This is a genomic window from Nocardia brevicatena NBRC 12119 (genome assembly GCF_000308495.1).
GTDB classification, from domain to species: domain Bacteria; phylum Actinomycetota; class Actinomycetes; order Mycobacteriales; family Mycobacteriaceae; genus Nocardia; species Nocardia brevicatena.
The window spans coordinates 56,658-82,317 of record NZ_BAFU01000055.1 but is presented as its reverse complement, the minus strand read 5'-3'; the positions used below and the strand labels follow the sequence as shown (position 1 = coordinate 82,317).

General features: G+C 68.7%; 25 protein-coding genes. 14 read left to right on the top strand and 11 right to left on the bottom strand.

The window, feature by feature from the left end; genetic code table 11:
• Positions 1 to 70 precede the first annotated feature (70 nt).
• Positions 71 to 877, top strand: coding sequence for a DUF4333 domain-containing protein (locus ON20_RS33125; RefSeq protein ID WP_051162428.1), 807 nt, complete (start codon positions 71 to 73; stop codon positions 875 to 877).
• A gap of 88 nt (positions 878 to 965) precedes the next feature.
• On the opposite strand, the gene ON20_RS13710 is transcribed toward ON20_RS33125, so the two are convergent.
• Positions 966 to 1,898 carry a 5'-3' exonuclease gene (locus ON20_RS13710; RefSeq protein ID WP_051162427.1) on the bottom strand — a complete coding sequence of 311 codons (933 nt, stop codon included), beginning with the start codon at positions 1,896 to 1,898 and terminating at the stop codon, positions 966 to 968.
• A gap of 178 nt (positions 1,899 to 2,076) precedes the next feature.
• On the opposite strand from ON20_RS13710, the gene ON20_RS13705 reads away from it, so the two are divergent.
• Positions 2,077 to 3,204: a M24 family metallopeptidase gene (locus ON20_RS13705; protein ID WP_040835782.1), complete on the top strand. Its 1,128-nt coding sequence runs from the start codon at positions 2,077 to 2,079 to the stop codon at positions 3,202 to 3,204.
• Here ON20_RS13705 and ON20_RS13700 read toward each other — a convergent pair.
• Positions 3,191 to 3,595: a PPOX class F420-dependent oxidoreductase gene (locus tag ON20_RS13700; protein ID WP_040835781.1), complete on the bottom strand. Its 405-nt coding sequence runs from the start codon at positions 3,593 to 3,595 to the stop codon at positions 3,191 to 3,193. The two genes, ON20_RS13705 and ON20_RS13700, sit on opposite strands and share 14 nt — an antisense overlap.
• 231 nt (positions 3,596 to 3,826) lie before the next feature.
• Between ON20_RS13700 and dprE2 the strand changes: the two genes are divergently transcribed.
• The 4 genes from dprE2 (at position 3,827) to ON20_RS13680 (ending at position 7,512) form a co-directional block, all read left to right on the top strand.
• Positions 3,827 to 4,588, top strand: a complete 762-nt coding sequence (gene dprE2, locus ON20_RS13695) for a decaprenylphospho-beta-D-erythro-pentofuranosid-2-ulose 2-reductase (protein ID WP_040835874.1) — start codon at positions 3,827 to 3,829, stop codon at positions 4,586 to 4,588.
• Positions 4,589 to 4,742: 154 nt separating this feature from the next.
• Positions 4,743 to 5,990, top strand: a complete 1,248-nt coding sequence (locus ON20_RS13690) for a bifunctional cobalt-precorrin-7 (C(5))-methyltransferase/cobalt-precorrin-6B (C(15))-methyltransferase (RefSeq protein WP_051162410.1) — start codon at positions 4,743 to 4,745, stop codon at positions 5,988 to 5,990.
• Between the two features lie 104 nt (positions 5,991 to 6,094).
• Positions 6,095 to 6,712, top strand: a complete 618-nt coding sequence (locus ON20_RS13685) for a DUF8020 domain-containing protein (RefSeq protein WP_040835780.1) — start codon at positions 6,095 to 6,097, stop codon at positions 6,710 to 6,712.
• Between the two features lie 11 nt (positions 6,713 to 6,723).
• A complete protein-coding gene (locus ON20_RS13680) occupies positions 6,724 to 7,512 on the top strand; it encodes a cobalt-precorrin-6A reductase (protein ID WP_245547223.1) in 789 nt (262 codons plus the stop codon).
• Here the strand turns inward: ON20_RS13680 and ON20_RS13675 are convergent.
• Genes ON20_RS13675 through ON20_RS13665 form a run of 3 tightly spaced genes read right to left on the bottom strand, consistent with a single transcriptional unit; the run spans position 7,419 to position 10,197 of the window.
• Positions 7,419 to 7,976, bottom strand: a complete 558-nt coding sequence (locus ON20_RS13675; RefSeq protein WP_040835778.1) for a PadR family transcriptional regulator — start codon at positions 7,974 to 7,976, stop codon at positions 7,419 to 7,421. The genes ON20_RS13680 and ON20_RS13675 overlap by 94 nt on opposite strands.
• 50 nt (positions 7,977 to 8,026) lie before the next feature.
• Entirely contained in the window at positions 8,027 to 9,565 is a 1,539-nt protein-coding gene (locus tag ON20_RS13670; protein WP_040835776.1) for a precorrin-2 C(20)-methyltransferase, read from the bottom strand.
• Entirely contained in the window at positions 9,562 to 10,197 is a 636-nt protein-coding gene (locus ON20_RS13665) for a precorrin-8X methylmutase (protein ID WP_040835773.1), read from the bottom strand. The genes ON20_RS13670 and ON20_RS13665 overlap by 4 nt, the downstream gene beginning before the upstream one ends.
• 334 nt (positions 10,198 to 10,531) lie before the next feature.
• Between ON20_RS13665 and ON20_RS13660 the strand changes: the two genes are divergently transcribed.
• Positions 10,532 to 10,816: a GntR family transcriptional regulator gene (locus ON20_RS13660; RefSeq protein WP_083864899.1), complete on the top strand. Its 285-nt coding sequence runs from the start codon at positions 10,532 to 10,534 to the stop codon at positions 10,814 to 10,816.
• Between the two features lie 11 nt (positions 10,817 to 10,827).
• Here the strand turns inward: ON20_RS13660 and ON20_RS13655 are convergent, their stop codons facing one another.
• A complete protein-coding gene (locus tag ON20_RS13655) occupies positions 10,828 to 11,832 on the bottom strand; it encodes a YeiH family protein (protein ID WP_040835768.1) in 1,005 nt (334 codons plus the stop codon).
• 117 nt (positions 11,833 to 11,949) lie between these two features.
• On the opposite strand from ON20_RS13655, the gene ON20_RS13650 reads away from it, so the two are divergent.
• Positions 11,950 to 12,876 carry a LysR family transcriptional regulator gene (locus tag ON20_RS13650; RefSeq protein WP_040835766.1) on the top strand — a complete coding sequence of 309 codons (927 nt, stop codon included), beginning with the start codon at positions 11,950 to 11,952 and terminating at the stop codon, positions 12,874 to 12,876.
• A gap of 207 nt (positions 12,877 to 13,083) precedes the next feature.
• Positions 13,084 to 14,685, top strand: coding sequence for an MFS transporter (locus tag ON20_RS33120; RefSeq protein ID WP_051162405.1), 1,602 nt, complete (start codon positions 13,084 to 13,086; stop codon positions 14,683 to 14,685).
• Positions 14,686 to 14,742: 57 nt separating this feature from the next.
• Here the strand turns inward: ON20_RS33120 and ON20_RS13635 are convergent, their stop codons facing one another.
• Positions 14,743 to 15,537, bottom strand: a complete 795-nt coding sequence (locus tag ON20_RS13635; protein WP_040835762.1) for an SDR family NAD(P)-dependent oxidoreductase — start codon at positions 15,535 to 15,537, stop codon at positions 14,743 to 14,745.
• 122 nt (positions 15,538 to 15,659) lie between these two features.
• On the opposite strand from ON20_RS13635, the gene ON20_RS35720 reads away from it, so the two are divergent.
• Both ON20_RS35720 and ON20_RS35715 read left to right on the top strand, forming a co-directional pair.
• Entirely contained in the window at positions 15,660 to 17,408 is a 1,749-nt protein-coding gene (locus ON20_RS35720) for an AfsR/SARP family transcriptional regulator (protein ID WP_051162403.1), read from the top strand.
• Positions 17,365 to 18,465, top strand: a complete 1,101-nt coding sequence (locus ON20_RS35715; protein ID WP_157228836.1) for a tetratricopeptide repeat protein — start codon at positions 17,365 to 17,367, stop codon at positions 18,463 to 18,465. The genes ON20_RS35720 and ON20_RS35715 overlap by 44 nt, the downstream gene beginning before the upstream one ends.
• Before the next feature lie 51 nt (positions 18,466 to 18,516).
• Here the strand turns inward: ON20_RS35715 and ON20_RS13625 are convergent, their stop codons facing one another.
• The 3 genes from ON20_RS13625 to ON20_RS13615 form a co-directional block, all read right to left on the bottom strand.
• Complete coding sequence (locus ON20_RS13625; RefSeq protein WP_040835761.1) at positions 18,517 to 19,365, bottom strand: ABC transporter permease; 849 nt, start codon at positions 19,363 to 19,365, stop codon at positions 18,517 to 18,519.
• Between the two features lie 40 nt (positions 19,366 to 19,405).
• Entirely contained in the window at positions 19,406 to 20,416 is a 1,011-nt protein-coding gene (locus tag ON20_RS13620; protein WP_040835760.1) for a daunorubicin resistance protein DrrA family ABC transporter ATP-binding protein, read from the bottom strand.
• Positions 20,417 to 20,523: 107 nt separating this feature from the next.
• Positions 20,524 to 22,146 carry a helix-turn-helix domain-containing protein gene (locus tag ON20_RS13615; protein WP_040835758.1) on the bottom strand — a complete coding sequence of 541 codons (1,623 nt, stop codon included), beginning with the start codon at positions 22,144 to 22,146 and terminating at the stop codon, positions 20,524 to 20,526.
• Between the two features lie 137 nt (positions 22,147 to 22,283).
• Here ON20_RS13615 and ON20_RS36390 point away from each other — a divergent pair, with 137 nt between their 5' ends.
• Genes ON20_RS36390 through ON20_RS13600 form a run of 3 tightly spaced genes read left to right on the top strand, consistent with a single transcriptional unit; the run spans position 22,284 to position 24,745 of the window.
• Entirely contained in the window at positions 22,284 to 23,333 is a 1,050-nt protein-coding gene (locus ON20_RS36390) for a hypothetical protein (RefSeq protein WP_157228835.1), read from the top strand.
• A gap of 13 nt (positions 23,334 to 23,346) precedes the next feature.
• A complete protein-coding gene (locus ON20_RS13605; protein WP_169332338.1) occupies positions 23,347 to 23,523 on the top strand; it encodes a hypothetical protein in 177 nt (58 codons plus the stop codon).
• Between the two features lie 19 nt (positions 23,524 to 23,542).
• Complete coding sequence (locus ON20_RS13600) at positions 23,543 to 24,745, top strand: styrene monooxygenase/indole monooxygenase family protein (RefSeq protein ID WP_040835754.1); 1,203 nt, start codon at positions 23,543 to 23,545, stop codon at positions 24,743 to 24,745.
• A gap of 46 nt (positions 24,746 to 24,791) precedes the next feature.
• Here the strand turns inward: ON20_RS13600 and ON20_RS13595 are convergent, their stop codons facing one another.
• Positions 24,792 to 25,652, bottom strand: coding sequence for an alpha/beta fold hydrolase (locus tag ON20_RS13595; protein ID WP_040835753.1), 861 nt, complete (start codon positions 25,650 to 25,652; stop codon positions 24,792 to 24,794).
• Positions 25,653 to 25,660: the final 8 nt, after the last annotated feature.

Sequence of the window (25,660 nt, the reverse complement as noted above, 5' to 3'; positions counted from 1 at the left end):
ATTGTGATTTGATTTCATGCGCACGCGGGGGGCTACCGTGTGTATGACGATTGCGAGTGGAGGCAAGCAGATGAGCGGCCCGTACGGACCGAACGACGCCCCCAACCCAGGGGAGGGACGCAATGATCCCACCCAGGTGTGGGGTGGACAGCAGGCACCCGGCGGAGCCGGACACAACCCTGGCGCGACCGGCCCCGCTCACCCCGGCGGAGCCGACCCGGCCCAGCAGTGGGGCGGTCAGCAGCCTTTTGCGCAGCAGCCCGATCCGCAGCAGGCGCAACCCACACAGAAATGGGGCGATCAGGGTGGTCATCAGCAGTGGGGGCAGCCGCAGGCCCAGTGGGGCGGTCAGCAGCCGTCGCAGCCCCAGCCGCAGTGGGGTGATCAGCAGCCCTCGCAGCCGCAGTGGCAACCCCAGCAACAGCAACAGTGGGGTCAACAGCCGCACCAGGAGGGGGGACAGCCGCAGCATCAGCAGTCGCAGGAGTGGGGACAGCCGCAGGCACAGTGGGGGCAGCAGCCGCAGCAGCAGTGGGGTGCGCAGCCCGGCCCGTCGCAGGATGGGGGTAAGAAGACCGGACTGATCGTCGGTCTCGCGGTCCTGGCGCTGGCGGTGGTCGGCGGTGTCGTCGCACTGATCCTGATGCTCACCGCCAAGGACGAACTCGATCAGAATGCCCTGCAGAGCGGCGTGCAGAAGGTGCTGTCGGAGTCGTACGGGATCGAGGACATCAGCGATGTGACCTGCCCGTCCGGCCAACAGGTGCAGGTCGATGCCACGTTCACCTGCGAGCTGAAGGTGGGCGGGGAGGCCAAAACGGTGAATATCAAGATCACCAAGGACGACGGGACCTACGAGGTCGGCCGTCCCAGCTGATCCGAGACCCCGCGCTGCCCGGCCGCACCTTGCCCGGTCCGGCCGGCCAGCGGGGTGTGCGCGGCCGGGTTTCCGGGCCGCGCTCGGCTCAGACCGGTCCGGCGATCGCTTCGATAAGACGCTTGACGGGGCTCTCGGCGTTGTAGGCCGTGGCCAACTCCCGCAGTTTGCCCGGATCGGCGGGGGTGGAGTGCAGGATATCGGGGCGGGACAGCACCACGGTGGCGTCGCGGACGACGCGGACCACCGGTGCGGCGGCCTTCACATAGTCCTGTGCGTCATGGAGCTTGGCGCGTACACCCCGGGCGAGGTCGGCCTCGGGATCGCCGAGGGCTGCCATGAGCGCTTCCAATGAACCGAAATGCGAAATGAGGCAGGCCGCCGTCTTCTCCCCGATCCCGGGCGCGCCGGGCAGTCCGTCGGAGGAATCGCCACGCAGGGTGGCCATATCGGCATAGGCGGGGCCGGCGTTCTCCCGCGGCACACCGTATTTCGCGGCGACCTCGGCCGGGCCGAACAGCTCCGCCTTGGCCAGGCCCCGACCCGCGTACAACACCCGTACCGGTGGCTGCGGGGTGTCGCGGACCAACTGCAGTAGGTCGCGGTCGCCGCTGACGACGATCACCGGGTCGCTGATCTCCTGGGTGGCGAGGGTGCCGAGCACGTCGTCGGCCTCCAGTCCCTCGGCGCCGCCGGTGGCGATCCCGGCCGCGGCCAGCACCTGCATGATCATGTCGACCTGCGGGGTGAGCGTATCGGGGACCTCTTCGGCGCCAGGGGCGTCGGCGGCGGTGGCCAGGCGGTGGGTTTTGTAGGTGGGCACCAGGTCCACCCGGAAGCGCGGACGCCAGTCCAGATCGAGGCAGACCACCAGACGCCCGGGCCGATACCGGGTGATGAGCGCGGCGACCATATCGGTGAAGCCCCGCAGCGCGTTCACCGGTCGTCCGTCGGGCGCTGTGATCTTTTCCGGAACGGCGTGGAAGGCGCGGAACCACAGGCTCGCCCCGTCGAGCAACATCAACGGGGCAGGCGACGATTCGGTGGAGGTCACTCGCCGAGGCTACCCGGCATCGCCGACACAACGAATATCTCGCCCCGCGGTCGAGCGTCAGTGCGGGAGGCGGTAGCGCAGCGTGACCACGGAGGCGCAGTTCGGCGGCTCAACAAGCACAGCGCCGCGAGGTAACGTCGAGGCCATGAGTGCGCATACGGAGTCACGGTTCGCGGCGGATATCTATGGTGAGCGGCTGGAGCGGGCGGTGCAACTGATGCGCAACGCCCATCTCGACGCCCTGCTGATCACGCCGGGGCCCGATCTGCGTTATCTGATCGGTTCCCGCGCCCACTCGTTCGAGCGACTCACCTGCCTGGTGGTCACCGCCGACAACGCCACCCCGTCGGTGGTGATCCCGAAGCTGGAACTGCCGGGACTGGGAGAGTCGGCGGTGAGCGATCTCGGGCTGCGGGTACTGGACTGGGCCGACGGTACCGACCCCTATCGGCTGGTCCGCTCGGCGCTGCATGTCGGTTCCCGGGTGGCGGTGGCCGAGACCATGCCCGCCCTGCATCTGCTGCCACTGGCGGAATCGTTCAGCGGTCTGCCCGTCTCGGCGACCCCGGTCCTGCGGGAACTGCGCATGATCAAGGACGAGGCGGAGGTCGAGGCGCTGCGCCATGCAGGCGCCGCCATCGACCGGGTACACGCCCGGATGGGGGAGTGGCTGCGGATCGGCCGCACCGAGGCCGAGGTGGGGCGGGATATCGCCGACGCCATCGTGGCCGAGGGCCATACCGAGGTGATGTTCGTCATCGTCGGCAGCGGGCCCAACGGAGCGAGCCCGCACCATAAGCTGTCCGACCGGCGGATCGAGCAGGGCGATGTGGTGGTCGTCGATATCGGCGGTCCCGTGGAATCGGGCTACTACTCCGATTCCACCCGGACCTATGTCCTCGGCGAACCCCGCGAGGATATCGCCGCCCGCTACGCCGAACTGGAGCGGGCCCAGGCCGCGGCCGTGGCCGCGGTTCGGCCCGGGGTCCGTGCCGAGGCAGTGGACGCCGCGGCCCGCGACATCCTCACCGACGCCGGATTCGGCGCCGCCTTCGTGCACCGCACCGGCCACGGCATCGGCCTGTCGGTACACGAGGAGCCTTACATCACCGCGGGCAACGGCCTGGAACTGCGTCCAGGAATGGCGTTCAGTGTCGAGCCCGGCATCTATTTCACCGGTGAATGGGGTGCCCGGATCGAGGACATCGTGGTCGTTACCGAGGACGGTCGCGAGTCGGTGAACCACCGCCCGCACGAGCTCACGGTGTTGTGAGCACGCTGCTCGACAGCGCCCGCCGCACCCGGATGGCGATCACCACCCGGGTCGGGTTCTCCCTCGGCTCTCGATACCGTTCGGCGTAGCGGCGTTCGGCCTCGGTGACGTTGTCCGGGTCGTCGAGGACGGTGGCCGGGCCCTCGAGGGTGAGCCAGCGGACCCCGTCCACTTGGCTCACCGCGGCGTATCCGGAACGGCGCACATTGCGCGCCTTCACCGAACTGCCGTCGGTGATCACTCGGGCCAGCCCCGTCCCGGAGTCCCAGGTGAACCCGACCGCAACCACATGCGGCGTGCCGTCGGCGCGGAGGGTGGTGAGGGTGGCCAGGTGCCGCTCGGTCACGAAGTCGAGCGCGGCCGGGGACAATTCGACAGTGCTGATCGCCATCAGCCGACCGTAGCGGGTGTATCCACGAGTGTGGCCGTCGGCTCCGGATGGCCGAAACCGCGTGGTTTCGTGGTGTTCGGTGGGCCGGTGGATCGTCGTGCGCCGGACGGAGGCGTGGTCGTGGGACCGGGTCCCCGGCCGGCGGGAGAGCGCGTGTTCTCGTGCGACGGTCCCCCGGATACCGGATCGGTGGTCGCCTCCGAGGCGGTGGGCAGATGCCAGACTGGGCGCATGAAACGTCGTGTGCGCGGGATCGACCCCGGGACGGTACTGGTACTCGGTGGACGCAGTGAGATCGGTATGGAGGTGGCACGGAGGCTGGCGTCGGGCCGGGTGGTGGTGTTGGCGGCGCGGCGCAGTGCCGATCTCACGAGCGAGACCGCGACGCTCACCGCGGCCGGTGCGGCGGCGGTGCACACGGTCGAGTTCGACGCCGACGACACCGCGAGCCACCCGGCGCTGTTGCCGAAGATCGTGGCCGAGCACGGCCCGCTGGGGGTCGCGGTTCTCGCGTTCGGCATTCTCGGTGACCAGGCGCGTGCCGAACGCGATCCGGAGCACGCCTTGGCGGTGGTGCACACCGACTACACTGCCCAGATCAGTGTGCTGACCGTTCTGGCGAACGAACTGCGCGCCCAGGGCAGCGGACAGATCGTGGTGTTCGGTTCGGTCGCCGGTATCCGGGTACGCCGCGCCAACTACGTCTACGGTTCGGCCAAGGCCGGGCTGGACGGGTTCGCGAGCGGTCTCGGCGATGCTCTGCACGGCAGTGGTGTGAGCCTTCTGCTCGTCCGTCCGGGATTCGTCATCGGTCGGATGACGGAGGGGATGACACCGGCCCCGTTCTCCAGTACCCCCACCCAGGTCGCCGACGCGGTGGTGGCCGCGCTGGGGCGCCGCGCGGGCCGCGTATGGATTCCCCGGGTGCTGCGGCCGGTCTTCTTCGGCATGCGCTTGCTCCCGCAATCGATCTGGCGGCGGATGCCGCGATGATCGTCCCGTATATCGCGCCGAGCGACGGTAATACCGTGTGTACGGCCGAGCAGGTCGTATGGCCGGGGTCGGGTGCGGTGAGGACAGGACCCCCTCCGAGTATCAGGTGTGTGTGGGCGGGCAAACGCTCCCACCTGCGGGTCGGGTGAGCGGAATGGGGTACGAACGCGAGTTCGCCCGGACAGGTTCGCGTATTCCGGTGGTCGGTATCGGTGCCGACGGCTGGGACGGGTTGAGCGGTATCGTGCGTGCGGCGCTCTGTGGCTGCGAGGTACTGCTGGGATCGGCGCGCCAGTTGGCGCTGTTACCGGACGAGGTGACCGCGCGACGGGTGCCCTGGCCGTCTCCGCTGGTTCCCGCGTTACCGGGCTTGTTGGCCGAATTTCGCGAGACCCGCCTAGGGGTGCTCGCCAGCGGGGATCCGATGTTCTACGGAATCGGCACCACCTTGGCCCGGCTGCTCGGTCCGGAGGCGTTGTGGGTGCTGCCGCAGCCGTCGTCGGCGTCGCTGGCGTGCGCACGGCTGGGCTGGCCGTTACCGGAGGTGAGCATTGTCAGCGCGGTCGGCCGGCCGGTGGTGCGTGTGTTGCCCGAGTTGTCCGAGGGGCGGCGGGTTCTCGTATTGAGTGCCGATGCCGACACCCCCTGGCGAGTGGCGGAGCTGTTGCGGGACAACGGTTTCGGCTCATCGACCGTCACCGTTTTGGAGCAGCTGGGCGGCCCGGCGGAACGTATTGTGTCCGGTATCGCGCAGACCTGGGACGCGCTGCCCGGCGATCCGCTCAATATCGTCGCGATCGAAACCGCCGTCGACCCGGGATATCCGCGCCTGACCCGTATCCCCGGCCTTCCCGACACCGTGTACGGCGGCGACGGCCAGCTCACCAAGGCCGAGGTGCGCGCCCTGACATTATCGGCGCTCGCTCCCGCTCCCGGGGAACTGCTGTGGGATATCGGCGGCGGGTCCGGCACCATCGCCATCGAATGGTGCCGGACGCATCCGACATGCCGCGCCGTCACCTTCGAACTGCTCGAGCGGCGGCGCGAGCAGATCGCCGCCAACGCGGCCGCGCTGGGCGTACCCGAGTTGGAGATCCGTGGCGAGGTCCCCGCCGCGCTGGAAGCCGTCGACTCCACTCCGCCGGATGCGGTCTTCCTCGGTGGCGGTCTCACCCGACCCGGACTGTTCGACAGCTGCTGGGCCCGCCTGCGCCCGGGCGGCCGCATGGTCGCCACCGCGGTGACCGCCGAGTCGGAGGCGCTGTTGCCGGCCTGGGCGGGGATACATGGCGGCGAACTGCGCAGGTTCCAGATCTACCGGGGCGAGCCGCTGGGACGGTTCACCACTTGGCGGCCGCAGCTTCCGGTGACCCAGTGGTCGGTGACGAAGGACCGTGCGTGAGATTCGCGTAATCGCGACAAGGCGGTTATCCCTGCCGGTTTCGGCGAGTAAGGTCGGTTCGAGTTCCGATCACGATCGGGTCCCGAGTCCTAGTGGGGAGATAGATGAGATACAAGAAGTTCGCCGCGACAGCCCTGCTGGCCATCGTCGCCACCGGTGTCAGCGCCGGTACCGTCCACGCCGCTCCGGCCCCCGCACCGGGCCAGGAACAGGGCGCCTCCGTCCCCGAGGTGACCGGCAGCGATCAGGGTGTCGACTACACCCTGGCCCTCGCTGAGGCCGGCAGGTCGGTGGTCACCACCGTCACCGGGGGCGCGTTCGGCCTGGCCTCCGACAAGAAGTCGGTGGTGCTGACCAATGCCGCGGGCGTGGAGGTCACCAGCATCCCGCTGACCGTCGAGGCCGCCGGAAAACCGGTGGAGATCGCCGCCGAGATCGATGCCGACAGCAGTCGGCTCACCCTGACTCCGCAGGTCGGTCCCATCGCGGGCACGCCGGCGCAGGCCGAGTTCATCGGCGCGCAGCAGTGGTTCATGAACGAACTGCAGCGGGCGTCCCTGGGTGCCCTGGTGGGTGGCCTCATCGGTGCCGCGATCGGCCTGGTGTTCTTCGGTGTCGGCGTGATTCCGGGTGCCGTGCTGGGTGCGGTTATCGGTCTGGCGGTGGCGGGCGGTCCGTCGCTGTTGAACGCCGGTATCGCCTACTTCAGCGGCCAGCCCTGAGAATCCTGCTGTTGGGCGGGACCCGGGAAGCCCGGGAACTGGCTCGAACGCTCTCCGGCGAGCGGGGATTCGATATCGTGTCCTCGCTCGCCGGTCGCGTGCGCGACCCGATCCTTCCCGAGGGCGCCGTCCGGATCGGCGGCTTCGGCGGCGTGGACGGTCTTCGAGACTGGTTGCGCGACAACGGCGTCCGAGCCGTGGTGGATGCCACGCATCCGTTCGCGGCGACCATCACCGAGCACGCCGTCACGGCCTCCGCCGCGCTGGATATCCCACTGATCCGATTCGGCCGACCGGGCTGGACCGCCGGTCCCGGAGACCGGTGGTGGCGGGTCCCCGATCTATCCGCGGCCGCCGCCACATCCGCTCGGCTGGGTGAGCGGATTCTGCTCACCGTCGGCAGACAGGGTGTGGGGGCGTTCGCCGGTGTGAGCCGGCCGTGGTTTCTGATCCGCGCGATCGAACCGCCCGACGATCCGCTGCCGCCGCGGCACGAGATCCTGCTCGCCCGCGGACCTTTCACCGTCGAGGAGGAAACCGACCTCCTGGCTCGGCACCGCATCGATGTGCTGGTGACCAAGGACAGCGGCGGCGGTCTGACCTCCGCCAAACTCGTCGCCGCCCGGGAGGTCGGGGTTCCGGTCGTGATGGTGAACCGGCCACCGTTGCCGTCGGGCATTACCGTCACCGAAACGGTCGCCGAGACCTATCGGCTGTTGTGCGGGCGGGCACCGGAGGAGGGTCGGGAGTCGAGTATTCCGGGCAGCCGGTCGAACCAGTCCAATACGGCGCGTTCGTAGGTGATACCGAATTCCAGAGTGGCGCGCCGATGCGGCGGCAGGGCTTCGCCGTCCTCGTCGAGGTAGCGTTCCAGCCGCTGTTGGTGCACGCTGCGTCCGGCTTCGATGAAGGGGTCGAGTTGGGCGCGGTCGAGGTGGTCACCGAAGCTCAGGGTCAGCAGGAGGGGGAAGCGGATGGTCTCGGCGCCCGGATCACGGGCTATCCATGCCGCGAATTCCTCCCGCCCGGCATCGGTGATGTGGTAAGGGGTGCGTTCGCGGGCTCCGGTTTCTCCCTTGACCACCAGTCCGTCCGCGGCCATGGCGGCGAGTTCCCGGTACACCTGACTCTGGGTGATCGTCCAGAAATCGCCGATCCGGTGCTGGGCGAGAGTCGTCAGGTCCCAGCCCGACATCGGTCCCTCGTGTAGGAATCCCAACAGTGATGCCGCCGTGGAGTTCAGTCGTCGCCTATCGTCCGCCACACCGCTCCCTCCGTATCTTCCACAGTGGAATATTACCGGATGGCGTGAACTCAGGCACGGTAGCGGCGGGAAGTGAACACCCGCAGCCCCTCCGCGGTATCGACGATCGAGGTGGTGGACGCGCCGATGATGAGCAGCGTCCGCATATCCACCTCGGTCGGGTCCAGTTCATCCAGCGTAACCACCCGCACCGATTCGCCCGGCCCGCCGACATCACGGCCGAGCACCACCGGCGTATCCGGTTTGCGGTGTTCCAGCAGCAATTCCCGCATCGCCCCCACCTGCCAGGTGCGTTGACCGGACGCCGGATTGTAGACCGCGATGGCCATATCGGCGGCAGCAACCGCCGACAGCCGTTGGGCGACGATATCCCACGGCTTCAACCGATCCGACAGCGAGATCACGGCGTAGTCGTGGCCCAGCGGCGCCCCGACCCGACTCGCCACCGCATTCGCCGCGGTCATCCCCGGCAGCACCCGCACCGGCACCCCCGCCCACTGCGGATCGGCCGATTCCTCCAAGACCGCGGCCGCCATGGCGAACACCCCTGGATCACCGGAGGACACCACCGCCACCCGGGCCCCGCGGCGGGCCAGATCCAGGGCCATGGCAGCGCGTTCGGATTCCACCCGATTGTCGCTGGCGTGCCGGCGCTGACCGGGGCGCAGCGGCACCCGGTTCACATACGTGGTGTATCCGACGATATCGGTCGCCCGGGCGAGCTCGCGTTCGACCTCCGGAGTGGTCCAGGCCCGATCGCCGGGGCCGAGCCCCACCACCACAACCTCGCCGAGCCGGGTGACGTCGTTATCGGGTGAGTGGCCCGAGGCTTCCGGTGTCGACCCGAACGGTAGCGGGGTGGTGGGTTCGGGGCCCGGAACGATCATAATCGCGAAGTACGGGACATCGTCGGCGTCCACGTCCGCGGCGGTGCCCACCCGCTGACGTCCGGTGCTGGCCCGTTCCACGTAGTAGGCGCCGTCGAGCCGCCCGGAATCGGCCAGCGCCCGCCGCACATTCGGGTAGGTGCGGCCCAGTTTCATGATCGCGGCCGCATCGGTGTCGCGCAGCCGTCGGGTGAGTTCCTCGGTCGGCATGGTGCCCGGCAACACGGTCAACACCTGCTCGCCCTCCACCAGCGGTGTCCCCAATGCCGCCGACGCCGCGCTCACCGAGGTGATCCCCGGGATGATCTCGGCCTCGAACCGGTCGGCCAGCCGCCGGTGCATATGCATATACGAGCTGTAGAACAGCGGATCACCGGCCGCGAGCAGCGCAACCGACCGTCCCGCCGCCAGATGGGCGGCCAGGCGTTGCGCGGCCTGCTCGTAGAACTCGTCGATAGCGCCCTGATATCCGCCGGGATGATCGGTGGTCTCCGTGGTCACCGGATAGACGAGATGTTCCTCGAGCTGGCCGGGCCGCATATAGGGTGCCGCGATCGACCGCGAGATACTGCGCCCGTGCCGCGCACTGTGGAACGCGATCACCTCGGCCTCGCCGATCACCCGCGCCGCCTTCACGGTCACCAGTTCCGGATCGCCCGGCCCGAGCCCGATCCCCCACAGTTTCCCCGCGCCACCCGTCATTCTTCTTCACTCGCGATCGCGTTCAACGCCGAGGCGGTGACGGCGCTGCCGCCGCGCCGACCCCGCACGGTCAGGTAGTCGACTCCGGGCGTGGCGGCCAGGGCCTCCTTCGATTCGGCGGCCCCCACGAATCCGACCGGGATACCCAGCACGGCCGCCGGTATCGGCGCGCCGGCCGCGATCATGTCCAGCAGATGGAACAGCGCCGTCGGCGCGTTCCCGATCGCGACCACCGCCCCGTCGAGCCGCTCCCGCCACAGTTCCAGCGCCGCCGCCGAGCGAGTGGTCCCCAACTTCGCCGCCAGCTCCGGCACCCGCGGATCCCCCAGCAGACAGACCACCTCGTTGTCGGCGGGCAGCCGGGTGCGCGTAACCCCCGACACCACCATGTTCGCGTCGCACAGAATCGGGGCCCCCGACCGCAGCGCCGCCCGCGCCGAGGCGACCACACCCGGGGTGAACAGCACGTCCCCGGCCAGGTCGACCTGACCGGCCCCGTGGATCATCCGCACCACGACGCGCTCGATATCCGCCGGAAAGCGGTCCAGATCGGCCTCCGCTCGGATGATCGAGAACGAGCGGCGGTAGATCTCGGCCGCGTCGGTGAGGTACGGGGCATGCGTGTCGGGCATGCGGACACCATATTCCGGGTTCGACCGCAGGTCCCGGCGTGGGTACCGGCGACCGCCACCGCGGGGGTACGAGGTGGGCTGTGTGCTGGTTCACAGACTGGAGAAACTCCGGTGAGATCTGCTGTTTCCGCAGATCATGGCTTGTTTCGGGGTGTGGAACTGGCGTAACCGTCCGGTAATCGCCGGAAACATCGTCCGTAACGCGGGCTGCCGAGCATTTGCCGTATGACAGCCAGAACGCATTCGGATCACTCCGTACGGACGGCCTGCCCGGAACCGGGAGCGGCCGACGCTCGGTGCCGGCCCGTAGTATCCGCGATATTGTCCGAGCCCGATCCGCGGCGTCTACGGTGATCGCCCACTGCCGTCGGAGACACAATTCGCGGCCGTTTTCAACGCCGGCCGCGATATCGTGCGCGACGCGCCGGCGCTGTTGCGGGACGAGGGCCTGGTGGACCGCATCCCCGGCGCGGGCACCTTCGTAGTGGTACAGGGCCTGAACCGGTCGCGCGGTCCGACCGAACTTTTGAGACGGGCGGCGACCGGGTGCTGTTGGCCGCCCGCGACCCCGATCGACACCGTCCTCACCGATACCGCGCTCTCCGGCGCGACGGCCTGATCCGGTCGCCGTCACAGCCGGCCGGTGGCGGTCTGCAGGACCAGCGAGGAGATGGCGAGGACCACTGCGAGGATTCCGCCGAACAGCAGCGGCCGCGGCCCGGCCGCGCGCAGCCGTCCCCAGGTGAGCGACGTGCCGATCGCGGCGAGCACCGCGGCGATGAGCCAGGTACTGAGCTCCCTGAGCGGCGCGGTCACCGGTGTGGGCACGACACCGAGGCCGGCGATGACCGATGCGGCCAGGAACAGCACCACGAAGAGGGGAACGGTACGCCACAGCGGAGTGGAGGCCGCCGCGGCCACGGCGGTCCGGCGGTCGGTCAGGTGCAGGCCCACGCACAGCGGGACGATCATCAGGCTGCGAACGAGTTTGACGACAATGGCGAAATTCGCCGCGACCGGGCCGAAGGCGACACCGGCGGCCAACACCGAGGATGTGTCGTTGATGGCGGTGCCCGCCCACAGACCGAACCCCTCCTGGGAGAGGCCCAGCAGCCGACCCAGTGGGGGATAGGCGAGGACGGCGACGATATTGAAGACGAAGATGGTGCCCAGCGCGTAGGCGACCCGTTCTCGGTCCGGTTTCAGGACCGCGGTGGCCGCGGCGATCGCGGACGCCCCGCAGATCGTGGTGCCCGCCGCGATGAGAATCGTCGATTCGCGATGCAGGGCGAGCAGTCGACCCACGATCACCGCGGCCGCCGCCCCGACGAGCAGCGTGCCCAACAGGACCACCGCCGTGTGCCGGCCCACGGCCAGCACCGCGTCCATGGGCAGACCGAGGCCGAGCAATACGATCGCGCCGCCCAGCAGATACTGCCGCGCCACGGCCAGTCCGGGCCCGAAACATCCCGTTTCCGCGACGGAATCGCGGGCGAGCACTCCGATGACCGCGCCGGCGGCCAAGGCGAGCACCGGCGCTGCGGCGATCGGTACGACGAAGGCGAGCAGGGTGGCCCCGGTGGCGCAGACAGCGGCGAGCACGAGGCCGGGAAGAACACGATGAACCCGATCCACTCCCTGAGCGTGGCAACCGGGCATATCTCCCGGTAGCGAGCAAATTCGGAGGACCACATAAGGAGAATTTATGGGGTCGCGGTGGACCCGCCGAACGGACGCCGATAATCAATACTCATGACGCTTTCGCCCGGAACCCCCGATCTCGCGGTACTGGACCTTCTGGTCTCGGTGGCCGAAACGGGCAGTCTCGGGGCGGCGGCCCGGATTCACGGCATCAGCCAACCCGCGGCGAGTATGCGGATCAGCGCCCTCGAACGACGCCTGCGCCTGCGCCTGCTGGAGCGAGGTCCCACGGGCTCGACGCTCACCGACGCGGGCCGCGCCGTCGTCACTCAGGCGCGCACGGTGCTCGACGCCGCCCGGTCCTTCAACGAAACGGTCACGGCCCTGCACACCACCGGGACTCCCCGCCTGCGTATCGCGGCCTCGAAAACCATTGCCGACCACCGTATTCCCCATTGGCTGGCGGCGCTGCGAAAGGTTCACCCCGAAGTGGCGGTGGTGCTGGAGGTCGACAACACCAAACATGTGGAGGCCATGGTCCGTGCCGGCGAAGCCGATATCGGCTTCGTGGAGGGACCGCACCCGCCGCCGGACCTCGGCGGACATGTTCTCGGCGCGGACGAGCTCCTGGTAGTGGTCGGCCCGACACACCCCTGGGCGAAACGCTCCGACCCGGTCACCCTGCGCGACCTCGCCTCGACCCCGCTCCTGTGGCGCGAGCCGGGCTCCGGTACCCGCGATACCGTCTGGGAGATCCTCGGCGCGCAGGCCCGCCCCGCCTCGCCGGCCGCCGAACTCGGTTCCACGGTCGCCATCGTCGCTGCCGCTCGCAGCGGTATGGCTCCCGCCGTGCTGAGCACCCTGATCGCCGCTCCCGAACTGACCGTCGGCGGTCTCGTACGGGTTCCGCTGGCCGAATCGGTGGTTCTGACCAGAAGATTCCGCGCCATCTGGCGGCACGGGACCCCGCCCACGGGCCCGGCGGAAATCCTCATGCGGTGCGCCGAACGGATCGAATCGGCGGGCGCGGCTCCCTGACGACCACCGGTACGGTCGGTGTCGACCCGCTCCGCGCGCCCTCGGGCGTATGACCGAACGTGCGGCGATAGACCTCGATGAAGGCGCTGGTCGAGGACCATCCGCAACGGTGGGCGACCGAGGTGACCGCGGTGCCGCTTTGCCGGTGTGGTTGGTCGGCGGTGTCGCCGGCACGCTGGTGGGTGGGCGGCCGACCGGATTGGCGCGGTGCAGGTGGTCCGGATCGGCAGCGCGGCGGGGATTCCCGCGCTGATCGCGCTCCGTGTGGTACCGAACCCGCTGCCGGCCCTGCGGTGCGCGGTGTTCGCCGGTATGGCCGTCAACGTTCCGTTGGCGGTACCGGTGCGACTGGGGCAGGACTATCTGCCGTCCCGTCCCGGCACCGCCGGCGGGGTCACCCTGGGGCCGGCGGACTGCTCTTGCCCGGTGTTCGGCGGGCCGGCCGGCCGACTCGGTCCGCAGACCGTCCTCACCGTGCTCTGCGCGGTCCCGCTCGTCGCCACGCTGCTCGGCCTACCGTTACCTGTCCCGGAACCCGGCAGGGAGGGCCACGTCGTATTCGCGCACCCTGCGTCGTCGATTCGACGAGCACCCTGCCGTGACTCCACGTACCGGTGCGGATACTGGCGAGACGCGTTATGGAGAGCCATATTTCGTAAAATTAGTAATCCAGGTCACAACGTCGGTAGGGGGATCTCCGTGGCGGCACCGCCCCAGTGGCTCGAAAAGGTCCAGTGCGCTTTCGTTCTCGCGGTGCGCCGGCCGGGCAAATATCTGTTCGGGGTGAGTGCCCTGACCGCCGGGATCATCAGCTCTCTGGAGGTCGCCGAGCCGGCGCGTGACGCGCTGGATGCGATTCCTGTGATCACCCAGAGCGATTGGCTCGGCTATATCGTGATCACCGGAATCATCGCGGGCACCATCAAGGTCGGCTCGCTGGGACTGCGGATGGTCGTCGGCCGTGAGCCATTCGAGATACTGGCCGCGCTGATCGACGGCTCCGGTATCGCACCGGACCTGACCCGCAATTTCGAACGGCGTATCGCAGGAGGCCCGCAGTTGTCCGAATTGGAACCGATGGACTACCGGTCACGCCGGATCACCGCGCGGGAGTTGGACCTGTTGTGTCAGCTCAATCGCGAGGTCTTCGGTCTCACCGCGTTTTCCACACCGCTGGATGTCATCAAACGCCGCAACAGAAGTTCGTTCGAAGCGAATCCACTCGTGTACCGGATCGTCGAGGCGAAGGTCGGTGGCGAGTACATCCCCGTGGGCATGTCGTCGATTCTGCCGCTGAACCAGGTGGGCGAAGCGGAGTACTGCCGGACCGGCGGTCTGTCGGACTCCGAGGTGCGCGGCGTGCACATCGCCCGGGCGGACGAATGGTCGGACGCCGTGGTGCTGTTCTCGATGGGTTTGATCCGTAGCGCCCGGGGGCGGTTGAGCGGCAATTCAGCGGTTCTACCGCAGGTCTTCCTGGATCATCTCATCGATATCGTGACCACCATGCGCGCCGCGCATCCGGAGAAACGCACGCTGCGTCTCTACGCGCAGACCGAGCATGTGAAAGGTGGTATCGGCCGTATGCTGCGCCGTCTCGGCTTCGCCGACACCGGCATCGTCACCGGCGACGGGTACCCGCTGTGGGAACTCACCTACAACCTGCAGTCCACCTCCGCGCTCGGTGACTCACTGGCTTCCGACATCCGGCGTAACGCCTCCGCCCGCACGGACGACCCCGCCGCGCCCACCACACCGGTGGAGTCATGGTCCCACGACCCGGACCCGGGTCACCGCTCGCCGCCGTAGCGCTGTGCTATCCGGTCCGGCGCGCGGGCCGCGAACGAAGGCGAACGGAAGCGTCCGTCACGGCAGGATCGAGTCGATATAGCCGCCATCGACACGCACCGCGCCGCCGGTGGTTGCCGAGGCGAGATTCGAGCTCAGATAGGCCACCATGTTCCCGATCTCCGCAGGTTCGATCAGTCGTTGCAGCAGCGAATGCGGTCGGTGCTCCACCATGAAGCGGCGCTGGGCCACGTCCCAGGGCAGATCGTCGCCCACCAGGTCGTGGACGAAATCCTCGACACCCGGGGTATGGGTCGGCCCCGCCATCACGGAGTTGACGGTGACCCCGGTGCCCGCGGCGGCTTTCGCGTAGCCGCGGGTCACCGCGAGCAGGGCGGTCTTCGTCATCCCGTAGTGCACCATCTCGAGCGGGGTCACGACCGCCGAATCACTGGCGATATTCATGACCCGCCCGAACCCTCGCTCCATCATGCCCGGCAGGTACATCCGGATGAGTCGCACCGCGGACAGCACGTTGACCTCGAAATACCGCCGCCATTCATCGTCCTCGACCTGGAACACCGGTTTCGCTTCGAAAATCCCCAGATTGTTCACGAGGATATCGAGGTCCGCGGCCTGTTCCCGCAACCGCTCGGCACCTTCCGCGGCGGCCAGGTCGGCGGCGACGGCACGCACAGAGGCGCCCGGCACCTCGCGGAGAATCGAGTCGCGGGCCTGTTCCGTGCGCTGCTCCCCCCGGCCGTTCACGATCACCGACGCGCCCGCCCGCGCCAGCGCGGTGGCTATGGCCAGTCCGATTCCCTGGCTGGACCCGGTAACCAGCGCCTGCCTTCCGGAGAGATCGATATCCATGCCCTCATGGTGCCGCACCGCGGGGCGCCGACCGGTCCTGCCACGCTGACGCCGTTGCACGGCCTCGCCCGCCGGCGCTGCACCGCCGGCCGCCGATATCGGCGATCTACGATTGCGACAACATGCTTTCTTCCGATCCCGGCGCCACGGTTGTTCCCACCGGACCCGCATCGCCCCCGGACGCCTCGATCACGGTGGGCATCCTCGGTGAGATCGCCATACGTCGCGCCACCGCGCTCCACCCCGTCCCCGGTGCCCGCGCCCGCGTCCTACTCACCGCCCTGGCCGTCCGGCCCGGCCGCAGCCGCGGCCCGCACGGGCTCATCGACGATATCTGGGGCGACCGGCCACCGCGATCCCCGATGAACGCCCTGCACACCCAGGTCTCGCGTCTGCGCGCCGCCCTCCCCGACGGAGCCCTCGAGATCGGGCCCGCGGGTTACCGCCTGACCTTGGGCGCCGAGCAGGTCGACCTCGCACACGCCCAACGGCGAGTACAACAGGCCCGCCGGGTCCATGCCGCCGGCGATACCGACCGCTGCCTCGGCCTATTGGCCGAAGCGCGGGCCCTGTGGCGCGGTGAGCCCGGCGCCGATCTGCCTCCGGGCCCGGTCGCCGACGAACTGATCACCGCTGCCGCCGACTGCCGCCGTGCCCTCGACGAACTGGAGAGCGCCGCGCGCGAAACCATCGGCGATCTCGCCGGGGCGGTGGCCGCGGCCCGACGGCTCGCTACCGCCGACCCGTTGAACGAGCCCGCACACGCCACCCTCATGCGGCTCTTGGCGCAGACCGGGCGCGGCAGCGAGGCCTTGGAGGTATTCGCGACCCTGCGAATCCGACTGGCCGACGAACTCGGCACCGATCCGGGACCGGCGCTGATCGAGTTGAACACCGCGCTCCTGCGCGGTGAGCCGATCGCTGCCCTCGCCACTGTGGCGGACGTCCTGCCGCCGCTGACGGCCGACACCCTCGATTCGCCCGCCACCGAACTGTTCACCGCCCGCGCCCGGGCGGTCCGGCCCTCGGTACACCTGAATCCGGACACGGTGGCGCGGCTGTGTCGGACTCTCGACGGTCTGCCGCTGGCCATCGAACTGGCCGCCGCTCGGGTGCGCACCATGAGCGTGGCGGATATCGAATCCCGGTTGGGCCGCCGGTTCGCGCTGCTGCGCGGCGGCGACCGCAGTTCCCCGGAACGCCATCGGACCCTGCACGCGGTGATCGAATGGAGTTGGAACCTCCTCGACGAGCCGCAGCGGATCGCCCTGCGCCGGCTGTGCCGGTTCCCGGACGGGTTCACCCTGTCCGCGGCGGTGATGGTCGCGGGTGGTGCCGAAGTCGTCGATGCCGCCGCCGCCATCGACGGCCTGGTGAGCCAGTCGCTGCTGACGGTCTCCGACGAGGGCGACGGTATCGGTGTCCGCTACCGCATGCTGGAAACGGTCCGGGAGTTCGGTGAGGAACGGCTCGTCGCCGTGGGCGAAGAGGGGCTCGTCGCGCACCGAATGTGTCGGTGGGCGCGCGAATTGGCCCGTGACGCGGTTCGCCGCTATCTCACCGCCGCCCAGGTGTCGGTGGTGCCGGCGACGCTGAGCGAACTCGACAACCTTCTGGCGGTCATGCGTCAGGCCTTCGACCGTCGCGACGCCGACACCGTCTACACCGTGTTCCCGGTGATCGGCGCCCTGTGGGTGATGCGTGGCTCACCCGGCGAGGCGGGGGGGCTGGTCCGAACGGCTCATCGCCCTCCCGCCTCCGCCCGCGCGGGAACGGATCGACGGCGATCTGCAAATCCTCACCGCCGCGCTGCTCACCGCTCACACCATGCTCATAACCGACTCGGTGCGCGATTTCGCCGTGGTACGTAGGCGGTGCCGTCGCCTCCTGCGCTCGAACGTGCCGCTCACACCGCTCGCGCGCTATGTCGGCGAGCTGATATGTGTGCGCCCGGGTGGCTATCGTATCGCCCGCGAACTCGACCGCGGTGCCCGTTCGCCCGATCGGCTCACCGCCATGATGGCCCTGGCGTTGCGTGCCGGTATTCGCGAGAACGCGGGTGATCCCCGAGGTTCCCTCCGGGATTCCGAGCGGGCGTACCGTATGCGGATTGTCGAGCATGTCTGGGGCACCGCCATGGTACGCCAGCATCTGGGTCAGTTGGCCGCGCAGTCCGGACACTACTCGGACGCCGTCGACCACTACCGTGCCGCGGTCGACGCCCTCCACCGACTGCGCGCATACGACGAGAGTCTGGAGATCCGCAGCTATCTCGCGATGTCGATGGTCGGCTCCGGCGAATACGAACAGGCCCGGCGGCAGTTGGAATTCGCGAACCGTTTCGTCGACGGCGGCCCCGATGATCCCGTATCGCATCCCAATCACCGCCGTGCCGTCCTGGCCTGTGGCTGGAGCGAACTCGCCTTGGCGTGTGGCGATATCGACACCGGACTGCGCCGCGGCCGCGCAGCCCTCGCATCGGCAGCCTGGCCGTCGAGGAACCCGGACTTCGGCCCCGTGGACACCATCTTGGCCTGCCAAGTGCTCGACGCGCACATCCTCTACGGCGGTCTCGACGCGGTACCCGAACTACCCCGTCAGCTGATGAGGATCGCGCTGGAACGGCTGTCGCAGTTCCAGGATCTACCGCTGCTCGGGATGGTCGCCATCACGGTCGGCTCCTACCTGCTCGCTTCGGGCGGGCCTACGGAAACCGGCTGCGAACTGTTCGCTCTCGCCGAACGGGTGGCCGCGCGCCAGGACAGCCCGTCGATGAACCTGGCCCGACATCTCGTACAGCACCGGCCCGTCATAGACGCCGAGGCGACTGCGGCGGCGCAGCACCGGGTGGTAGGCCTGGGACGGCGACGTGCCGCGGAACGCATTCTGAAACTGGTCGGTTCCGTCCACGAGCGGATACGCCGATGAGCCGGTCCGCCGCGGTGTCCCGCTCGACGGACCGGCTCCTGTCGACACAACTCAGGCCCGGCGCATATAGGCCCTGAGTGCGAGTGGCGCGAAGACGGCCACCACTGCCGCCGACCCGAGCAGACACCACAGCAGATCACTGCCGTAGGTATTGGAGCTCATCAGCTCCCGGCACGAATTCACCAGGTAATACAGCGGATTCGCGTGGTTGAGTCCTTGCAGCCAACCCGGCATCGTGCTGACCGGGGCAAACGCGCCGGACAGGAACGTCAGCGGGAACATGATCATCATCGATAGGCCCTGCACCGCCGCCGCGCTCTTGCCGGTGACGCCGATCAGGGCCCAGATCCAGCTGATCGCCAGCGCACACAGCATCACCAGCAGGCACGCGGTCACCACTCCGGCGACACCCCCACCCGGGCGGTAGCCCAGGAACAGGCCCACCACAATGGTCAGCACGGTCGCGATCCCATAGCGCACGGTATCGGCGAGCAACGCGCCCGCCAATGCCGCGACCCGCGCGATGGGCAGCGATTTGAATCGGTCGAAAACGCCCTTGTCCATATCCTCGCGCAGCTGGGTGCCGGTGACCGCGGAGGTCAACACCACGGTCTGCACCAGAATGCCGGGAATCAGGATCGGCAGGTAGTCGTGCACACTGCCATTGATCGCGCCGCCGAAGATGTACGCGAACAGCACCGTGAACAGGATCGGCTGGATGGTCACATCGAACAGTTGCTCGGGCTGGTGTTTGGTTTTCAGCACGCCGCGGTAGGCCATGGTGAGCGAGTTCGCCACGGCCTGGCGCAGGCCGATGCGTTCGGTCGCGGCGATTACGGGCCGCCGGGAGCCATCGGCCGCGGTGGCCTGCCGCTCGGCGGTGGGGGAGACTGTGGTCATAGCTCGTCCTCGTCCTCGTCCTCGTCCTCGGTTCGGTCGCTCACGCGACCCGCGGTTCGGTGGTGCGGTCGCCGGCCTCGGCGCCGTGCCCGGTGAGCGCGAAGAACACCTCGTCCAGGCTCGGTTTGCTGACGGTGATCTCTTCCACTCGAATCCCCTTGTCGCGCAAGAGAAGCAGTAGATCGGCGGTTACCCCGGGATCGTTCAGTGGCGCCGTGGCACGTCCTGCCTCGGGGCCGATGTTCACCTCGATCGGCGCACCCGCTGCCCGGGACAGGTAGTCCTCGATCAGGGCACGCACCTGCGGCAGCCGGACCGGGTCGCTCGGCGTCACCTGCAGTGCCGACAACCCCACCGACGCCTTCAACTCGTCGGGAGTCCCCTCGGCGATCACCCGGCCGTGGTCGATCACCGCGATCCGGTCGGCCAACTGGTCGGCCTCATCCAGGTACTGCGTCGTCAACAACACCGTCGCACCGTCGCGGACGAGCCGCCGGATGGTGTCCCACATCTGCGCGCGGGTGCGCGGATCCAGTCCGGTGGTCGGTTCGTCCAGGAACAGCAGCGGCGGTTCGGCGATCAGCCCCGCGGCCAAGTCGAGTCGCCGGCGCATACCGCCGGAGAAGTTCTCCAATGCCTTGTGCGCGGCATCGGTGAGCCCGAACTCCTCCAACAGTTCGGCGGTTCTGCGCCGCGCGGCGGCCCGGGAGAGGCCGAGCAGCCGGGAAAAGATCATCAGGTTCTCGGTGGCGGTCAGCTTCTCGTCCACCGAGGCGTATTGCCCGGTGACGCCGATCAACGACCGCACCGCGGTCGGCTCGGCCACCGCATCGTGTCCGAAGACGCGGGCGCTGCCACCGTCCGGCCGCAGCAGGGTGGCCAGCATGCGGATAGTGGTGGTCTTACCGGCCCCGTTGGGCCCCAGTACCCCGAACACGATGCCCTGCGGCACCACCAGGCTCACCCCGTCGACGGCCCGCTGCTGTCCGAACTGTTTGACCAGGCCGTCCGCCTCGATGGCGAGGGCCGTGGCGGATGAATGAGATGTCATGCGGCCACTGTGCGCACGGCCGCTTGCATACGCCTTGCGTGGTGATGGCGTGGCCGAGCAAGAGCCGCCGTGGGGGGTGTGGGACCACCGCCCGGCGGTTCACGGATTCAGCGACGCCAGGGTTTGCGGGTGGATTCCAGCCGGACCCGGTCCCGCTGACCGGCGGGGACCAGGCGCGCGATATCGGTGCGCGAGGTGATCATCAGCTTGCGCAGGATGGCTGCGAGCTGCGCGTCCACGGTGCGGTGCGAACTTCCCCGGCGCGCCGCGATGGCCGGATTGGTCCACCCGGCCGCCGCCAGCACCGCCACCTCGCGCTCGGCGTCGGAGAGGAGTTGCCAAGCCGCGGGCCGCGGCCCGCGGACCTCCTCGCCGGCCGGTGGTTCGCTCATCGACAGGGTGCCCAGGGCGAGCCGGATAACCTCACCCCGCGTCGAGTCGAGGGCTTCTCCTGCCCGGAACGCGATCTCGAACGTCTGCTCGCCGACCACCCCGCGGGCGGTCTCGACGGCCCTTTCGGTCTGCGCCGCGAACGGCCGCAGATGCTCGAGATCGACACCCACCCGCCGGCGCAGCGTCGTGGCGCCGCCGGCGAGTTGGGCGATCTCCAGCGCCAACTCCCGAGCCCGGGCCGGGGAGACGCCTTTGGAGATCTTGCGTGCCAATATCCAGGCCCGGATGTGCACGCCCCAGGTGGTTCCCCAGTGTTCTTTCATCTCGGCCTGCCGGGACAGCGCGGAATACGCCAGTTCGGCGGCCTCGTCCGGGTCGCCGTGTATCGCCAGCGCGATCGCGCGGGCCAGTTTCGCCCAGGCCAGTACCCACTCGGCTCCCGATTCCGCGGCGTGGGCGAGATGTGCCCCGCTGACCTCGAGGGCCGCCTCGGAGTCGCCATGGAATTCGACCGACATGATCTCGAACAATTCGCTCATGGCCGCGCCGCCGCGCTCGCCGGCCGCGGTGAATTTCTCGCGGGCGCGGGCCAGCACCGTCGCGGCCCGGGGATCGCAGTGCGTCAGTAGCAGTACGCTGCCCCACAGATAGTCCACGCCCGCGGGGAGTCCGAGGTCGGTTGGCAGGGCCTGTCGCAGGTCGGGACGGGCGGACGGGTCCGGAATACAGGCGGCCACGCAGCCGTCCAGCATTCGGGCGGCATCGTCGGGCAGGCCCTGGCACAGGCTTACCCAGCCGATCAACACCATCGCCGAGATCTGAGGTTCGGCGAGTTCACGACCGGGCTGCCGGGTCGCTTTCAGGGCTCGTTCGGCGAGCGTGCGGGATTCACGCAGAGTGCCGATGAAGAACGGCAGGCGCAGGGCGATCAGCCCACTGGCGATCTCCAGCCCGGTCATCGCCTCCTCGGGCGTGGCCAGGCTGCGGTCGACGGCGCACAGTAGGTTGTCCCAGGCGCTGTGTGCCCAACCCAGCAGGTTCTGTTCCTGGGTGCCGAACCACTCGTTGCGGGCCTGGACCACCTTGTCCCGGTAGTAGCGGCGGTGCCGGCAGACCAGCTGCTCCCATTCGTCGGGGGCCCGCCGGCACAACTGCTGCTGGGCGAAGACCTGGAAGTTCTCCAGCAGGGAGTATCGGGCGATATCGGTACCCAGGTGGATCGAGACCAGAGACCGGTCCACCTGACGCTCCAGGAGTTGTTCGATCTGCTCCGAAGCGAGGCCGCCCGGGGCGGAGTCGGCGCATACTGCCTCGATCGCCTCCAGGTCGGCACCCACACCGAGTGCCGTCGCGTTGGCCGCGTCCTCCGGTTGAGGTCGTATCCGGCGGCGAATACCGACAGCCGTTCGAAGCGCAACCGCTCCTGCGGGTCGCACAGATCGTAGGACCAGCCGATGACGTCACCGATGCCCCGATGCCGTTCGTCGGCGCCGACCCGGGTCCCGGGCGGCCAGCGCAGCCGTCGGTCGGCGCGCTCCCCGCTCACATCGCGCAGGATCGTCGACAGCGGCTGATGCCGCAGCCGCGCGGCGGCCAGCCGGATGGACAGCGGGTGGTTGTGCAGATGCCGGCAGATCCGCTCGGCCGTTGCCGGCTGTTCCGCGGTGAGGGGCACCCCGACCGCCTCGGCGCGGCGTCGGAACAGCTCCAGCGCCTGCGTCCGGGACAGTGGCGGGATCGCCACCAGCCGCTCATCGACCCACCCGATGGGCTCTCGGCTGGTGGCCACGATGCTCAACCCCGGTACGGCGTCGATCAGCTCCCCGACGAGCGGGGCAACCCCGTCCAGCACATGTTCGCAATTGTCCAACACCAGCACCGTCGGCAAGGCGCGGCCGACGGCGTCCGAACGGGCGAGCGTATCGACCAGTGCCTGCCAGGCCGGCCGTCCGGAGAAATCCAGCTCGACCACCGAGCGCACGATTTCGTCCTCGACCTCGAGCGCGTTCGCGCCCTTCGCCAGCCGGGCCAGCCGCACCCAGTACACCGGAAGCCGGGCCACCTTGCGCGCGCGGTGAACCGCTTCCATCGCGAGGTGGGTTTTGCCGATACCGCCCGAACCGACCAGGGTGATGAGCCGAGTCGGTCCGAGGATCAGCTCTCCGACCCGTTCCAGCTCCGGTTTCCGGCCGATGAATTCACCGGTGGCCGGGAGAGCTGTCACACCACGCGCCTTGCGCATGGAGAAAGCCTATCGACAGTGACCAACCCCCGGAGCTCGAAAAGGGGGGAAATATGCCGTGTGACCGGTGGCGGAGTGCTTCTCACCTATGCGCCGACAGTCGAACCACCTAGGTGGGTTTTCCGCGTCTCTACCGATGCGGTCGGCGGCCGGACGTTCAAGGCTGGAGACTTCTACCGTCGCGGTCGCGATCAGGAGCCGCCGCCGCGATGGCCGGACGACGATTTCGGGAATTTACGAGATGGCTGTACAGGAGAATCAGAGCGTTGCCGGCGGACGTGACCACCATCCGGACATGTGCCACATCCGAGTGTGTTTCGCCAATCCACCGGTCGAGCTCGACTACCAGGACGATCATCATGTGGCGCATCGGTTCGCGGCGGCCGCGGCCGCCACCGGTGCGGTGGTGACCATCGATGGGGATACCCGGGAGCATCTACCCCCGCTACCGTGCCGGAGCCTGTGGACCTGACCTCGGGAGGAATGGGGAGTTGACGAAGATACGGGTACTGGGAGCAGGCGAGTGCGGCACCCTGCTGGCCCGCCGGCTATTGGACGGTGGGATACCGGTCACCATGGTGACCGACCGCGGTGTCGAAGCCGTGCTATCCGATACTGTCACCAGCACGCAGGTCAAATTCCCCGCGACCCTGGATCTGGAAACCGAGGCCGGACTGAATATGTGGCGTTCGACGGCGCCGCAGATCCTGGGTATCCGGTTCACCATGGCCGTCGACCGTGCCCCGGTGGCCGGGTGGGTCGGACGATTCACCCGGCCCGCACAGAGCGTCGACCAGCGGACCGTGTTCGGCCGGTGGCTCACCGACTATGTGGCCGCAGGCGGAGATCTGCAGGTCACGGATCTGTCGCCGGACGATATCGACCGCACGGCCGGCGATTACGACCTGACGATCGTCACCAGGGGAGGCCGCGAGGTGGCCGATTGGTTCCCGGCCGACCCCCACTGGAACGTCTCCGCCACCCCGGAACGTCATATGCTGGTGTTGTACCTCGACGGTGTCGAACCGGATCCGGATGACCTGGGCATATTCGTGGCCCTACCCGGGCTCGGTGAGGTGATCTCCTATCCTGCCCTGACGGGCCCGCCCGGTCGGGAACGGCGCTGCGACACCCTGCTCATCGCGGCCCGGCCCGGTACCGAGCTGGACGTCTTCACCCCGTACAGCACCACGGTCGACCGCCTGATCCAGGGATTGACCCTGCTGGAACGTCATTTTTCCCCCGCGCTCGCCCACCGTTTCCGAAATGCCGAGCTGACCGATGCCGGCGGGACCCTGGTCGGCGGCGTGGCCCCTCGGATGCGGCGGCCGGTCGGCACGTCGCCGTCCGGTGCGCTGGTACTCGGCGGCGGCGATATGGTGTGTCGGATGGACCCGTCGGGGGCCCAGGGCGCCAACAGTGCCGTGCACTGCGGGTTCCATTACAGTGCTGCCATTCTGCGCAATCCCGACGGCCCGTTCGATCGGGCCTGGATGGAGGAGACCGCGTCGGGGTGGCTGACCGAGACCGCGTATCCAGCGGCCCGGTGGACCATGACGATGCTCGAGCCACCTCGGGAGATGCAGGGCCTGATGCTCGCCGCCCAGCAGGACGGTCGGTTGGCCGATATGTTCGCCGATACCTTCGCCCGGCCCGCCTCGCTATCGTCGCTGATGGTCGCGGTGGCTTCCTGACGGCCGGAACCATGGCCGTACCCGGTGGGGTATTCGGGGGGTTCGTTCAGGATTTGTCGGCGCGGGTTCGGGTGAGGAATTCGATCATTGCATGGGCGACCGCCTCCGGCCGGTCGAGCATGGACAGCACGTAGGCGTCATCGATTTCGACGAGTCGGCCGTTCGGCAGCAGTTCGACCAGGCGCCGGCCGTGCTCGCGGGGCATCACCTTGCCCGCCGATGACCACAGGATCAGCGCCGGGCCGGAGAAATTCCGCAGCGCCTCGGTATGGGCGATGAGTTCGGGTCGGTTGAACGAGGATGTCGCGTATTTGCGCAGATCGCGACGGATCTCTTCAGTACGCAAACCGGGCTCTGTCCAGCCGCGTACCAGATTGTCCGGCAGGGGTTTACGCGCCATCCGACCGAACAGCAGTGGCGAGTTGCGCAACCACCGAATCCGCAGTTGCCGCAGGGCCGGCGTGATACCACCTGGGGTGTGCGCCGCCACGGTCGCCATCTTGCCGGGCAGGCCGGGTGGGAAGTTGTCGAAGGCCTCGCAGGGCAGGGCGATGATCCGGCCGACCCGTTCGTCCCACCCGTAGGCGGTGAGGAACAGGCCACCGCCCCAGTCGCTGTGCACGAGGGTGACATCGCGCAGGTCCAGTGCGGCCAGGAAGTCGGCGATGAGCCGGTTCATACCACGCAGATCGAGTTCGGCGTCGGGCTTCAGGGGGATCGGGTGGGCGCCGAGGGGCAGATCGGGCAGGACATAGCGGAAAACGTCGGGGAGGAGGTCGATAACCCGATCCCACACCGTGTGGTTCATGAGCAGGCCGTGCAGCAGCACGACAGTGGGCCTGTCCGTCGACGTGGCGCCACGTTCGACGTAGTGGATCCGTCCGGCGGGTAGATCGACAGTCGGCATACCGCTCC

Excerpts from the sequence above, each read along its gene's own strand:
- dprE2 (WP_040835874.1), top strand. The coding sequence starts at position 3,827 with ATGAAACGTCGTGTGCGCGGGATCGACCCCGGGACGGTACTGGTACTC.
- ON20_RS13700 (WP_040835781.1), bottom strand. The coding sequence starts at position 3,595 with ATGGCGATCAGCACTGTCGAATTGTCCCCGGCCGCGCTCGACTTCGTG.
- ON20_RS13685 (WP_040835780.1), top strand. The coding sequence starts at position 6,095 with ATGAGATACAAGAAGTTCGCCGCGACAGCCCTGCTGGCCATCGTCGCC.
- ON20_RS36390 (WP_157228835.1), top strand. The coding sequence starts at position 22,284 with ATGCCGTTCGTCGGCGCCGACCCGGGTCCCGGGCGGCCAGCGCAGCCG.
- ON20_RS33125 (WP_051162428.1), top strand. The coding sequence starts at position 71 with ATGAGCGGCCCGTACGGACCGAACGACGCCCCCAACCCAGGGGAGGGA.
- ON20_RS13635 (WP_040835762.1), bottom strand. The coding sequence starts at position 15,537 with ATGGATATCGATCTCTCCGGAAGGCAGGCGCTGGTTACCGGGTCCAGC.
- ON20_RS13650 (WP_040835766.1), top strand. The coding sequence starts at position 11,950 with ATGACGCTTTCGCCCGGAACCCCCGATCTCGCGGTACTGGACCTTCTG.
- ON20_RS35720 (WP_051162403.1), top strand. The coding sequence starts at position 15,660 with ATGCTTTCTTCCGATCCCGGCGCCACGGTTGTTCCCACCGGACCCGCA.
- ON20_RS13670 (WP_040835776.1), bottom strand. The coding sequence starts at position 9,565 with ATGACGGGTGGCGCGGGGAAACTGTGGGGGATCGGGCTCGGGCCGGGC.
- ON20_RS13665 (WP_040835773.1), bottom strand. The coding sequence starts at position 10,197 with ATGCCCGACACGCATGCCCCGTACCTCACCGACGCGGCCGAGATCTAC.
- ON20_RS13595 (WP_040835753.1), bottom strand. The coding sequence starts at position 25,652 with ATGCCGACTGTCGATCTACCCGCCGGACGGATCCACTACGTCGAACGT.
- ON20_RS13710 (WP_051162427.1), bottom strand. The coding sequence starts at position 1,898 with ATGTTGCTCGACGGGGCGAGCCTGTGGTTCCGCGCCTTCCACGCCGTT.
- ON20_RS13690 (WP_051162410.1), top strand. The coding sequence starts at position 4,743 with ATGGGGTACGAACGCGAGTTCGCCCGGACAGGTTCGCGTATTCCGGTG.
- ON20_RS13625 (WP_040835761.1), bottom strand. The coding sequence starts at position 19,365 with ATGACCACAGTCTCCCCCACCGCCGAGCGGCAGGCCACCGCGGCCGAT.
- ON20_RS13605 (WP_169332338.1), top strand. The coding sequence starts at position 23,347 with ATGTGCCACATCCGAGTGTGTTTCGCCAATCCACCGGTCGAGCTCGAC.
- ON20_RS13620 (WP_040835760.1), bottom strand. The coding sequence starts at position 20,416 with ATGACATCTCATTCATCCGCCACGGCCCTCGCCATCGAGGCGGACGGC.
- ON20_RS35715 (WP_157228836.1), top strand. The coding sequence starts at position 17,365 with ATGCTCATAACCGACTCGGTGCGCGATTTCGCCGTGGTACGTAGGCGG.
- ON20_RS13705 (WP_040835782.1), top strand. The coding sequence starts at position 2,077 with ATGAGTGCGCATACGGAGTCACGGTTCGCGGCGGATATCTATGGTGAG.